The sequence below is a fragment of the Mangrovibacillus sp. Mu-81 genome, from assembly GCF_036867415.1.
Lineage (GTDB): Bacteria > Bacillota > Bacilli > Bacillales > Bacillaceae_B > Rossellomorea.
This window is the reverse complement of record NZ_JBAJHU010000002.1, coordinates 642366-655374: the sequence shown is the minus strand read 5'-3', so window position 1 is coordinate 655374 and position 13009 is coordinate 642366. Positions and strand designations below refer to the sequence as shown.

General features: G+C 48.0%; 13 protein-coding genes. 10 read left to right on the top strand and 3 right to left on the bottom strand.

Annotated features, from left to right (window positions below; genetic code table 11):
- Positions 1–53: 53 nt before the first annotated feature.
- The 3 genes from V6B33_RS06770 to V6B33_RS06760 all read left to right on the top strand — a co-directional run bounded on the left by V6B33_RS06770 (position 54) and on the right by V6B33_RS06760 (position 2426).
- Positions 54–737 (top strand): site-2 protease family protein, encoded by a 684-nt coding sequence (locus V6B33_RS06770; protein WP_334216974.1) that lies wholly within the window; start codon positions 54–56, stop codon positions 735–737.
- A 193-nt stretch (positions 738–930) separates the two neighbouring features.
- Entirely contained in the window at positions 931–1437 is a 507-nt protein-coding gene (locus V6B33_RS06765) for a YwhD family protein (protein ID WP_334216973.1), read from the top strand.
- Between the two features lie 527 nt (positions 1438–1964).
- A complete protein-coding gene (locus tag V6B33_RS06760; RefSeq protein ID WP_334216972.1) occupies positions 1965–2426 on the top strand; it encodes a GNAT family N-acetyltransferase in 462 nt (153 codons plus the stop codon).
- A gap of 61 nt (positions 2427–2487) precedes the next feature.
- Here V6B33_RS06760 and V6B33_RS06755 read toward each other — a convergent pair whose 3' ends face one another.
- Positions 2488–4560: a transglycosylase domain-containing protein gene (locus V6B33_RS06755; protein ID WP_334216971.1), complete on the bottom strand. Its 2073-nt coding sequence runs from the start codon at positions 4558–4560 to the stop codon at positions 2488–2490.
- A 652-nt stretch (positions 4561–5212) separates the two neighbouring features.
- Between V6B33_RS06755 and speE the strand changes: the two genes are divergently transcribed.
- The 6 genes from speE (at position 5213) to V6B33_RS06725 (ending at position 9979) form a co-directional block, all read left to right on the top strand.
- Positions 5213–6043, top strand: coding sequence for a spermidine synthase (gene speE, locus V6B33_RS06750; RefSeq protein ID WP_334216970.1), 831 nt, complete (start codon positions 5213–5215; stop codon positions 6041–6043).
- Positions 6044–6129: 86 nt separating this feature from the next.
- On the top strand, positions 6130–7002 hold the full coding sequence (gene speB / locus V6B33_RS06745) for an agmatinase (RefSeq protein ID WP_334217076.1): 873 nt from the start codon (positions 6130–6132) through the stop codon (positions 7000–7002).
- A gap of 5 nt (positions 7003–7007) precedes the next feature.
- A complete protein-coding gene (locus tag V6B33_RS06740; RefSeq protein ID WP_334216969.1) occupies positions 7008–7154 on the top strand; it encodes a hypothetical protein in 147 nt (48 codons plus the stop codon).
- Between the two features lie 402 nt (positions 7155–7556).
- Complete coding sequence (locus V6B33_RS06735; RefSeq protein WP_442915482.1) at positions 7557–8006, top strand: DUF1934 domain-containing protein; 450 nt, start codon at positions 7557–7559, stop codon at positions 8004–8006.
- Positions 8007–8010: 4 nt separating this feature from the next.
- On the top strand, positions 8011–9681 hold the full coding sequence (gene argS, locus V6B33_RS06730; RefSeq protein ID WP_334216967.1) for an arginine--tRNA ligase: 1671 nt from the start codon (positions 8011–8013) through the stop codon (positions 9679–9681).
- Between the two features lie 118 nt (positions 9682–9799).
- A complete protein-coding gene (locus V6B33_RS06725) occupies positions 9800–9979 on the top strand; it encodes a XapX domain-containing protein (protein WP_334216966.1) in 180 nt (59 codons plus the stop codon).
- Between the two features lie 184 nt (positions 9980–10163).
- Here the strand turns inward: V6B33_RS06725 and uvsE are convergent, their stop codons facing one another.
- Together uvsE and cls are read right to left on the bottom strand one after the other, a co-directional pair.
- A complete protein-coding gene (gene uvsE, locus V6B33_RS06720) occupies positions 10164–11117 on the bottom strand; it encodes a UV DNA damage repair endonuclease UvsE (RefSeq protein ID WP_334216965.1) in 954 nt (317 codons plus the stop codon).
- Positions 11118–11129: 12 nt separating this feature from the next.
- Positions 11130–12335, bottom strand: a complete 1206-nt coding sequence (cls, locus tag V6B33_RS06715) for a cardiolipin synthase (RefSeq protein WP_334216964.1) — start codon at positions 12333–12335, stop codon at positions 11130–11132.
- A gap of 240 nt (positions 12336–12575) precedes the next feature.
- Here cls and V6B33_RS06710 point away from each other — a divergent pair, with 240 nt between their 5' ends.
- Positions 12576–12938 (top strand): hypothetical protein, encoded by a 363-nt coding sequence (locus V6B33_RS06710; RefSeq protein WP_442915480.1) that lies wholly within the window; start codon positions 12576–12578, stop codon positions 12936–12938.
- Positions 12939–13009: the final 71 nt, after the last annotated feature.

Here is a 13009-nt window from a genome sequence, read left to right as displayed (position 1 = left end):
TTCTGTATACTATTGAATAAGAAAGTAAAACATTTTTAAAGGAGTACATACATTTGGATACTTTTCGCAATTTATTTGAGTCAGTTTCGGTCTTTTCGCTGGAAGAGCTTCCGTTTGTGGTCATCGCGTTGATTCTGGCGTTCACGGTCCATGAATTTGCGCATGCGTATGTGGCATACAAATTCGGGGACACGACAGCGAAGGACCAGGGAAGGCTGACGCTGAATCCTGTTCAGCATCTGGATCCGTTCGGTACGATCTTGATATTGATAGCAGGCTTCGGGTGGGCAAGGCCCGTTCCGGTGATGCGGTCGCGGTTCAAGAATCCGCGTCTTGCGGGCATCCTGGTGTCGGCAGCCGGTCCGCTCAGTAATTTCCTGATCGCGTTCATTGCGTTCGGAATCTTTTATTTTTATGTGGGTGTAAGCGGTGGAGGGGTTCCTCCATTTGTTGTCGATCTCCTTCAGATGATCGTCGAGTTGAACATCCTCTTGTTTGTGTTTAACTTACTGCCGTTCCCGCCGCTTGACGGGTACCGGATCATCGAGGATCTGTCGCCGCCCCACGTGCGGGCGAAGCTCAGTCAATATGAACAATACGGCATCCTGCTGTTTTTGATCCTGGTGATCACCCCGCTTGATCAATATACAATCTGGCCGTTCCTGCAGACAGGGATGAATGCGACGGGCCAGGCGTTCAGTGCGATTTTTGGAACGATCTTTTCAATCTTCAGCTAAGCTTTTTCGCAAACTGTGTAGCTTTACACACCAGAAAATACCGGAACTTGTGTATTTTCGTTAATTTATTCCAGACTTTTTCTTAGCTCACTTTCGAAAAGAGCACGAGTAAGCATTTCAATTAGTCACCTTCATATTGTACGTAAGCCACAATCTTTTAGAAAACAGGCTTAGCTAAAAAGGAGTGAAAACGATGGAAAAGAAAAAGAACATCGGATTTAATATCATAAAAAGTGATCCGACAGACGGTCACGGAGGCTACGGAGTCGGGTCGCTGAGCCTTGATAACGTTTCTCCTGTCATGGTTGATGTCGAAGGAGGGGAAGCGACGATTGAAATCGGCGCGATGCATGCGCGCAGCCCGATTGAAAAAGGGATCAAGTTCACGAATAATCGTGACGATTCAGCGGGCGGCAAGCCGTACTGGCTGATCTGGGTGACGATCGACCGCATGGAGGAAGGCCCCTATTATGCAGGATTGACGGCGTGCGAATTGGTCGTTAACCGTGAAAAGCGCAGGGGCTACAAGTCGATGCCCGAGCACGTGAATCACATGGATAAGTCAATCAAACGCCACATCATCGTCGAGCAGATGGATGATAAATCAAAAGAGATCCTCACAACCTTCCTCAAGACCCATGACCAGGGCATGTGGGACCGTTCAAAGCCTGAACTGAAACAGGCATTGAATGCAGAATAGTCCTTCGACAGCCCTGTATAGGATTCGACTAGTAAAGCCCGTTGCTCAATGCGTTAACGCACTGAGTGTCGGGCTTTCAATTTTATTTTTTACTGAATTTCGACATTTGTGAACAAAGTGTGACATTTTTTTGAAAGTGACTTTCACATCTTGTACTTGTCTTGGAAAAAAAGTACACTTAAAGCACAGTTTGCACATAAACTAGGACATGAAAAACCCCGGGTTCGCACAAACCCGGGGTTTTTCGTTTTTCCTTCGGGAATCCCCAGTTCCGGCCGGTAGAACGGACAGCGCTTTTTTCGGCTGCTCTAGTGCTTAAAGGCACATGTCATAAGCCAAACGGGCCAAAAAGGTAAAGAGAGCCTGCGCAGCCGGTTCGTCTTATGCCACCCGCCTCTGCGCAAATCCCCTCTGCATATCCTGGCATAAGCTCCGTTTATGACTTTTCATAATAAACTTCTACTTTTCTTATCAAAGTCCGGTGGGTAGTATGAAGGAAAGGATTTAGAAAAAAAGGAGGCGCTTACATGAAAGAACAGCTTACGTTTCGAATGGCAGCTAAAAAGGATCTTGATCCGATCGTGGCAATGCTCGCGGATGATGCACTCGGGAAAGGGAGGGAACGCTATATCCTCCCGCTCCCGGAAAGTTATGGGCAAGCCTTCCGGGCGATTGACTCAGATCCGAACAATGAACTGATCGTTGCCTGTTGTGAAGCGGAAGTCATCGGCGTCATGCAGCTAACGTTTACTCCTTATCTGACGCATCAGGGAAGCTGGAGAGCGACGATTGAAGGGGTAAGGACGTCTTCATCTGTCCGCGGTCAGGGAGTGGGCACACGAATGATTGAATGGGCGATTGATCGGTCAAGGGAACGAGGCTGCAGCCTGGTGCAGCTCACGACAGACAAACAGCGCCCCGAGGCTCTGCGATTCTATCAGAAGCTTGGCTTCAGCGCCACCCACGAGGGGATGAAATTGAAGCTTTAGCCATATGAAAAGCCCGTCCCCTGCTTAGTGAAGCGGAGGACGGGCCATTTAAAACCAATGATCAGAAAATCCAGTCTGTCAGCTTTTTGTACCACGGTTTGCTGTCTTTCTTGGATGGTGCGCTATCTTTCGGTGCTTCCTTGTGCCCACCGAGATGCTCTGTGCAATATTCGGTCGGTTCGGTGCCTTTTACAAAGTAGGTGAAGCGCTGGACGGGACAATCCTTCGTGGCGAGTTTGCCATTATGGGGATTGACCGCCACGCCGACGACACCTTTGGTCGGCTTGAATGCTTTGACGGGTTCGTCCTTCAGTGCCTCCTCCATGAATTCCACCCATATTTTCTTCGCATACAGTTTATCGGTTATCAGGGAAATATCCTTTCCTTTGTCGTACCCTGTCCATACCCCGGCTGTCAGCTGGGGGGAAAAGCCGATCATCCAGTTATCCGTATTGGTTGTGCCTGATTTTCCGGCATAGTGGCGTGTTGCGTCTTTCCGGATTTGGATACCGGTGACGGTCGAGTAATCATTCAGCTTGGGATCGAATATCCCGCTCAGCATATGTGTCATGACGTAGGCCGTATCCGGGTCGAGGACCTGTTCCTTCTTCACCTTTTTTTCATATATGATATTTCCGGACCAGTCTTCCACACGGGTGATGAAGACAGGTTTCACTTTATAGCCGCCGTTGGCGAACAGATTGTAGGCGTTCACCATATCGATTACCCTCGCACCTGAAGTCCCGAGTGCGGATGACGGGTATTTTTTGACCGGGGTGGTAAGGCCGAATGTTTCTTTTGCCGTTTCGGTCAATGTATCCTGCCCCATGAACAGGTGGGTCTTCACGGCATAGACGTTGTCGGACAGTGCGATCGCCTGGGCAAGGGTGATGTCATCGTTCGCGTATTTATTATTGTAGTTGTGAGGCGCATATTTTTTATTGCCGTCAAAGGTGAAGGATGTATGCTCGCTTTTCATCGTCGTCGAAGGGGTAAAGCCCTGCCGCAGTGCCGAGTAGTAAAGAAGCGGCTTGATCGTCGAGCCTGGCTGACGGATCGCCTGAACGGCACGGTTGAAAGGACTTTCCTCGTAATTACGCCCACCAACCAGCGAAGTGACATACCCGTTCACAGGATTCATCGAGACGAAGCCGAGCTGGATGTCGGATTCCTCCCCTATCTGCTCTGCAGCCACTTTCTCAGCAATTTCCTGATGCTCCGTATTCAGGGTGGTGTACACCTTGAGACCGCCCATTTCAATCGTCCGCTCTTCCAGACCAAGTTCGGTGCGGAGGATATTTTTCACCACATCCTGAAAATAAGGGGCAGTTTCCACGGTTTTATGGGCATGATGACCGGTGACTTTGATCGGTTTCGCTTTCGTGATCTCACTTTCCTGTTTCGTGATGAATCCATCTTCCTTCATCGAATCGAGAATGAGCTCCTGCCGTTTCTTGGCGTTCTCCATCGATTTCAGTGGAGAATAGTAGGAAGGGGCTTTCGGAACGCCCGCGAGCATGGCTGCTTCTGCCGTGGTCAGCCGGTCTGCGTCCTTTCCGAAATAATATTGACTCGCAGCCTGGACCCCATAAGCGCCGTGCCCGTAATAGATAGTATTCAGGTAGCCTTCAAGGATTTCCTTCTTGGAATAGTTCATTTCGATCCGCAGCGTATAGAGTGCTTCGGAGATCTTTCGTTTCCACGTCTTGTCGTGCGTTAAAAACAGATTGCGGGCGTACTGCTGGGAAATGGTGCTCGCCCCCTGAACTTTGGCCATTGCCTTTAGGTCTGCCAGTGCCGCACCGGCGATCCGTTTCACATCGAATCCGTAATGCTGATAGAAATTCTTGTCCTCGATCGAAATCGTCGCTTCGATGAGGGCGGGTGAAATGTGGTCGAGTTCCACCCAGTACCGTTTCTCCCCGGTATTCGTCTCTCCGATCACCTTCCCGTCAGCACCGTACAGAAGGGTGGATTGCGGAACGGCAAGCGGCGGCGGCCCTTGAATCTTTGCATATACAAGCACACCGATCAGGCCGGCCAGCACAAGGATAGAAACTAACACAGACAGAATAACGGCTGCTCTCACATATTTTTTTGTTTTCTCCATTCTAGAACGAGTGATTAATTCCATCCCTATTCCCGCCTTCTTGATAAAATAGTTTTCTATGAGAATCGCTGCTGTGGGCAGTCCCTCTGCTCTTTAAAACAGCCGGGGACGGGTTTTATACCGGACATCAAGTGTATATAAACAGTATGAAAGGTTTAGGGAGTTTTTAAACGTCGCAGAGATAGAAAAAATTTCACTTTTAATTTTTACTAGATTCCACTATACTTTTTCTCATGTTTGTATTTATCATGATAGGGAAGGATAAAAATGACGTCCTATGTGGACGTGTTTTTATAGAAACTTAAATTTTTATTAGAGATTGGAATGTTTAATCTTTATAAGAAAGATGATTGTTGATTTAAAGCGGATCCAGCGGTTGATTGTAGTGGAAGACGAAGACTCCTGCGGGAAAAGCGAAGCTGGGGAGACCTGTCCAGCTGCGGCGGCTAGAGGCTCGAGGTCATAAGTCAAGCAAGCCAAAAAGGCAAAAAGCGCCTTTCCGGCTTGCTCGCCATATGCTTGTAGCCTCTGAGCGAGCCGCATCCGCTTTTCTTCCCACAGGAGCGCAGCGACGAGGAGGCTCCCCGCTCGCCCGCGGAAAGCGAAGTCTTCCACGGAAATCAAAAGCGGCGATTAAAAGCCTATAAAAAAGAAATCAAGAAGGGAAGTAGAAACAATGAGTGAACTTTGGTACACAGAAAAACAAACAGAAAACTTCGGAATCACGATGAAAATCAAGAAGACTTTACATACAGAACAAACAGATTTTCAATACCTTGAAATGGCCGAAACAGAAGAATGGGGCAACATGCTCTTCCTTGACGGAATGGTCATGACAAGCCAGAAAGACGAATTCGTCTACCACGAAATGGTCGCTCACGTTCCATTGTTCACACACCCGAATCCGGAGAACGTATTGGTAGTAGGAGGCGGGGACGGAGGAGTCATCCGCGAAGTGCTGAAGCACCCGAGCGTGAAGAAAGCCGTACTGGTCGACATTGACGGGAAAGTCATCGAATACTCCAAGAAATACCTTCCTGAAATTGCGGGCGAACTTGAAAACGAGCGCGTCGATGTTCAAGTGGGCGACGGATTCATGCATATCGCGAAAAGTGAAAATGAATATGACGTCATCATGGTTGATTCCACTGAGCCTGTGGGTCCTGCAGTAAATCTGTTCACAAAAGGCTTCTATGCGGGAATCTCAAAAGCTCTTAAAGAAGATGGAATCTTTGTCGCTCAATGTGACAACCCCTGGTTCAAAGCGGACTTGATCCGTCAGGTGCAGCGTGACGTAAAGGAAATCTTCCCTGTCACGCGCTTGTACACAGCGAATATCCCTACCTACCCTAGCGGCATGTGGGCATTCACGATCGGATCAAAAAAACACGACCCAATTGAAGTCCCGGAAGAGCGTTTCCACGAAATCGAGACGAAATACTACACACCGGAACTGCACAATGCAGCATTCGTGCTTCCTAAATTCGTGAAAGACTTGACGAAATAATAATCAATTACAAACACCCTTAAATGCTTTAAACTAGCGAGGGACTGGCCGCAGAGTCCGCCTTCGATATGGAAAGGTTGAATATGATGCGATTTGATGAAGCTTATTCAGGTAATGTGTTTATAAAGAGCCATCCTTCATATGAACAAAGTTCTGTTGTGCTTTACGGGATGCCGATGGACTGGACGGTCAGCTACCGTCCGGGTTCGCGATTCGGCCCTGCACGCATTCGTGAAGTATCGATCGGACTTGAAGAATACAGTGTCTATCTTGACCGTGAGCTGGAAGAAGTGAAATTCTTTGATGCCGGCGATATCCCGCTTCCGTTCGGGAATCCGCAGCGAAGCATCGATATGATCGAAGACTATATCGATCAGCTGTTGAGCGACGGGAAAATCCCGTTCGGCATGGGCGGGGAGCACCTTGTTTCATGGCCGGTGATGAAAGCCGTGGCGAAGAAGAATCCTGACCTGGCAATCATCCATATGGACGCGCACACGGATCTTCGTGAAGAATATGAGGGAGAGGCGCTTTCCCACTCGACACCGATCCGCAAGATTGCCGAGCATATCGGACCTGAAAATGTATACTCGTTCGGAATCCGCTCAGGTATGAAGGAAGAATTCCAATGGGCAAAAGAAAACGGCATGCACATCTCGAAATTCGAAGTGCTCGAACCGCTTAAGGAAATCCTCCCGAAGCTTGAAGGCCGTCCGGTGTACGTAACGATCGACATCGACGTCCTTGACCCTGCCCACGCACCCGGAACCGGAACCGTGGACTGCGGCGGAATCACGTCCAAGGAACTGCTTGCATCCATCCATGCAATTGCACACTCCGGCGTAAACGTAGTGGGAGCCGACCTCGTCGAAGTAGCCCCGATCTACGACCCATCCGAACAAACAGCCAACACAGCCAGCAAACTCATCCGTGAAATGCTATTAGGCTGGGTGAAATAACTTTTATGAAAAATAGGATTGCCTTTGCAATTGAGAAAAGTGGAGTGGATGTACATTCAATAGATTCAACTTTAAAGTCCAATAATAGTATTAACCGAATCCAGCTTTTGATTGTAGTGGAAGACGAAGACTCCTGCGGGAAAAGCAGCTAATGTGAGACCTGTCCAGCTCCGGCGGCTAGAGGCTCGAGGTCATAAGTCAAACAAGCCAGAAAGGCAAAAAGCGCCTTTCCGGCTTGCTCGCCATATGCTTGTCGCCTCTGAGCGAGCCGCCTCCGCTTTTCTTCCCACAGGAGCGCAGCGACGAGGAGGCTCCCCGCTCGCCCGCGGAAAGCGAAGTCTTCCACGGAAATCAAAAGCGGTATTTAAAGCTATATATCTGTATCCCGCGCTAAACTGCTGTTCACTCTCACTATCACAAACTTCCAACCCAAAACTCCGCCCCTTTCATTGCATTTTCACCCAATAATTCTTATACTTAATTAGTTAGAAGGAAGACCGCCCAGCAAAAGGGGCGGATCCATTCCAAGCCCGGACCCTAAAAAAGAAAAGGATGTGAGTGGTTTGACAGAACTAAACAACGAATCCACGCCTGTCAAAATTCACTTGAAAACAAATATCACAATCGGTGAAGACAGCGACTCATTTGAACTGGTTTCATTCGGCCAATACTACGAAAAAGGAGATGCCTTTTTTCTGAAGTATGATGAAGTGCAGGAAGAAGGAACCATCCATACAATCGTCAAGATCACCGATACACAGGCACTTATCTTAAGAAGCGGTGCCGTGAAAATGAGAATGGTATTTAACGAAGAAGAAGAGATGAACGGTTCCTATGAAAGCGAACTCGGCACACTCTTGCTTACGACAAAGACAAAAAAACTTACACATACAAAAAACCTGACGAAGACGGAAGGTGATTTCAACCTTTCATATGAGCTGAACATGCAGGGCAGCCCGGTCGGGGATTATGAGATGTCGATCCATTTTAAGGAGGAAGAATAGGCGCATGAATATCGTCGAAAAAGTGCAAGCAAACTTGAAATCCGAAATCAAAGCAGCGGTTCTGAAAGCGAATCTGGCAACGGAGGATCAGATCCCGGACATCATCCTTGAGACACCGAAGGAAAAGACACACGGTGATTATTCCACGAATATGGCGATGCAGCTTGCCCGTGTCGCAAAAAAGGCACCGCGGATGATCGCGGATGACATCATGGCAAACTTTGACCAATCAAAGGCATCGATTGAAAAAATGGAAATTGCCGGACCCGGGTTCATCAATTTCTTTATGAACAACGATTACTTGACGGATCTGATTCCGTTGATTCTCGACCAGGATCACGAGTATGGCGGGTCCGATGCAGGAAAAGGAGAGCGCATAAACGTGGAGTTCGTTTCTGCCAATCCGACCGGGGATCTTCACCTTGGGCATGCCCGCGGTGCTGCAGTCGGCGATTCCCTGTGCAATGTGCTTGATAAAGCAGGCTATAAGGTGACTCGTGAGTATTACATCAATGACGCAGGAAACCAGATTCATAATCTTGCAAAATCAGTGGAAGCACGTTACTTCCAGGCACTTGGCCAGGACACGTCAATGCCGGAAGACGGTTACCATGGCTCCGACATCATCGGGATCGGTAAGAAGCTTGCGGAAGAATACGGTTCCAAATATGCCGAGGCGGAGGAAAATGAACGCTACAAATTTTTCCGTGAATACGGTTTGAAGGTTGAGATGTCCAAGCTTCAGAAGGATCTCGAAATGTTCCGTGTACCGTTCAATGTGTGGTACTCTGAAACATCCCTGTATGAAAACGGGAAAATCGACGCTGCGCTTGCGAAACTGCGTGAAAATGGCCACGTATATGAAGAAGACGGCGCGACATGGTTCCGTTCCACTGAACTCGGCGATGACAAGAATCGTGTGTTGATTAAGAACGACGGTACGTATACGTATCTGACTCCGGATATTTCGTATCATCAGGATAAATTCGAGCGCGGCCATGATGTACTGATCAACATCTGGGGAGCGGATCATCACGGGTATATTCCGCGTATGAAAGCGGCCGTCGAAGCGCTAGGCTTTGACCGCGACAAGCTTGAAGTTGAAGTGATCCAGCTTGTTCACCTTTATAAAGACGGTGAAAAGATGAAGATGAGTAAGCGTACCGGTAAAGCGGTGACGCTGCGTGAACTTGTGGAAGAAGTCGGCCTGGATGCTGTTCGTTACTTCTTTGCAATGAGAAGCGCGGATACACATATGGACTTCGACCTCGACTTGGCAGTGTCCCAGTCCAATGAAAACCCTGTGTATTATGCACAGTATGCACATGCGCGCATCTGTTCCATCCTTCGTCAGGCGGAAGAGCAGGGCTTGGCATCAGAAGACCGCATAGATTTGAGACTGATTGGAACGGAAAAAGAAGTCGACCTTCTCAAGAAGCTCGGTGAATTCCCGCAAATGATCGCCGATGCAGCTGAGAAGCGCACGCCGCACCGTGTCGCAAACTACATCAATGATCTGGCGTCGGCGTTCCATAGCTTTTACAACGCCAACAAGGTGCTCGACGAAGAAAACCGTGAACTTACAACGGCCCGCCTCGCACTCGTCAAATCTGTACGTGTAACACTTCAAAATGCACTTGCCTTGATCGGAGTAGCGGCTCCTGAAAAAATGTAAAACGTCTGAAGGCCCGTCCCTCACTTGTTGAGGAACGGGCCTTCTTTTATGATATTTTCTTACTGCTTAACGTATACTAGTATGTAGAAAGATCGCAGATTCGATTAGGAGGTTGTTCATGAAGACTGTTGTGCTGGCCATCGTCACCGGCTTTTTGGTAGGGTTCATCTTCGCCCTGTTCAAGCTTCCGATCCCGGCGCCGCCTGCTTTGGCGGGAATAGCGGGGATTGTCGGCATTTACTTGGGATTCAAAGCGTTCATGGCGGTTCAGCCGTGGATTGAAGCGATTTTTAAATAGCAAGGTCTACATAAAGGACCCGTTCTGACTTTGGGACGGGTCTGTGTTTTTTCGATAATTGTCCAGCTCCAGCGGCTAGAGGCTCGAGACATAAGCCATGCCATCCAAAAAGGCAAAAGAGCGCCTTTGTGGCTTCCCTGTCTTATGCTTGTCGCCTCTGAGCGAGCCGCCTCCGCTTTTCTATTCACCACTCCACTACACCCCCGCTGATGCGTTTGACGCCGCGGATGGAGGAGAGGTCTTCGATCAGCTTCAGCATGGCAAGGTCTTTGTGCTTGGCTTCGATCATGAAGTCCACGTCCTTGCCGAATTTCTTCAATGTTTTAAAAAAAGGCTTCACGAAATCCGGGTCGACATAGTCGGAGTGGGAACGGAAGGCTTTCTCCGATTTGGGAGAAGAGATATGAATCTTCGGAACAAGATCGCGCCCTTCCCAAGTACGGAAGATATCCTCCAGATATTCTTCCAGCGGATGTTCACTGAGATTCGCTTCGTGATGGTGAATATCGAGCACCATCGGAATATCTTCCTTTTGACAGGCAGCAAGTGTCTCGCTGACATTATACGTCTTGTCATCATTTTCAAGCGTCATGATCCCCTTGACCTCGGGCGGGATCGCCTTCACATTCTCGTGAAACTTGTCAAGAGCCGCTTTCTTATCCCCATATGTGCCTCCGATGTGAATATTGATCACCGATTGCTTCTCCACACCCATGTATTCAAGCATCCTGTAATGATACTCCATGTCTTTGACCGCATTGTCGGTGACCTCCTGCCTCGGACTGGTGAATAACGTGAATTGATTCGGATGGAAGCTCGCCCGGATGCCGAATCTCTTGATCAGACTTCCAAGTTCGTTCCATTCTTCTTTAAAAGGCGAAAGGAAATCCCATTCTACATCCGGGTGCGTCGCCAATGGGACGATGGAGCTTGAAAGTCTGTACAGTTCGATCTCATGGGCTGCGCAATAATACAAGATGCGCTTGGTGTGGGCAAGATTCAACCGCGTCACTTCCATGAGCTTCTCCATCCGTTCCTGCGCGGGAAGCTCGGTGAACCGCCTGTATGTCATCGTTTTGGAAGGACTTGAATCCCACAGTGCAAGGGAATTTGCTACAAACCCCAGTCGGACTCTCATGCTGAACCCCCCTTATAACAGAATTGAAATCGCAGAAGCAACTTTTTCTTTACATCTTGTGAAGAACGAAACGGACTCCAACTCACCGGCAGTCAGCCTGTCCGATTCCTTTATGTCTTTATCGATTTCTTTTTTTACTATTTCAATAAAATGTTTGTCATAAATCAAGTTATTCAATTCGAGATTTAGAAAAAAGCTGCGCTGATCAAAGTTCGCAGTACCGATATCACAGAAGTGATCATCGATGACCATGACTTTACCATGGTAGAAGCCGTTCATGAATTGATAAACTAAAGCCCCTTTGGCGAGCAGCTGCCTGAGATAAGGGAAGGAAGCTTCCTTCACGAGCGCATGGTCTGCCTGATTCGGTACGATGATCGTCAGCTTCACGCCGCGGTCGAGTGCCTTCAGCAGTTTATCCATCAAATGATTGGTCGGTATGAAGTAAGGTGTCCCGATCATGATTGATTCCTTCGCTTCCTCGATGAATTCACCGAAAAATTGTTCGATATTGACCCCTTCGGTAGGGAAAATGCGATGTTTAAGGCTCCCTTTTCTGGATGGGGGAAAATACATCTGGTCGTTGGTTAGATCCTTCCCGGTAGCACGGTGCCAGTCGATACAGAACTCTGTCTGAAGGTCACGGACGCCTTCCCCTTCGATTCTCATATGATAATCCCGCCACGGCGACAGTTCGGGTTTATCGTTTTCATCGATGTATTCCTTCCCGACATTATAGCCTCCAAGATACCCACAGGTCCCGTCAATCACCGTGATTTTCCGGTGATTCCGCTGCTGTGAGCTGAAAAATGGAAAAGGAAACTTGATTGTCTGACAATATGCGACCTCCACACCGACACTCCTCAGCATATGTACTTTAGACTTCGGAACATGGAAACTCCCGATCTGGTCCATCATCAAACGGACTTTCACGCCCTCCTTCGCCTTTTCTTTTAGAAGATCCATGAACCGGTGCCCGAGATGGTCATTCTGAACAATGTAAAAAAGGGTATGAATAGAAGATTCCGCATTTTTGATATCCGTAAACATTTTATCGAATAATTCGGGCCCTCGGGAAATCAAAGATATATCACTATAACGATTCTCGTACTTTCTTCTTGTGCGGGTGCGAATGAATCGGCTTCGACCCAATTTGAAATCGACCACCATCCAGGCAATCAGGATTCCGATGATGATCAGCGCATAAAATAGCCACATTCGTATCACTCTCTCATAGTCAATAGGATTAGTATGTCCGTTAATTGGACTTGTGTTGCACCTTTTTTCCTATTCCCTTTAAACAGGTGAATCGAAACCCATATGCGGTACTTTTTGACCATGGCGAATATTTGACACCAGGAATCATAATCTTGTCAGACTGGCATTTTCAAAAAGCCGGACAAGCGCTCAATCACTTTTTCGACAAAAGAATATAGTAATACTAGTAAAGAAAGCGAGGTGAAGTCATTGGCTAACAGAAATGTGGACAATATCAATAAAAATAACCCGGAATTCGATAATAGAAACAGGGTTGAAGATAGAAATAGAGTGGATAATAGAAACCGTAACGATAATAATCTGGGCAACCAGGGCGGATTGGCAGGAGTTGATATATCAGCAACCGGAGGCGGACAAGTCAGCGGTAAACGCGGTACGAACGTCAACCAGGGCGGACAGATCGCCAAGAAATACGGTCAAAATGCCAACCAGATGGGTCAAATCGCGAAAGATGAAGGGGAAAATGATATCGAAGAAGGAATCATCAATGCAGGCGGCGGTGAAGAAGAGGTTGAAGACGGCTTAGACGACAGCGAGGAATAAGCAGATGGATGGCTGCCGTAACAACTGAAAATCTATTCATAGAGGCAGCCTGGCTTTTTTTTACTCGTCAA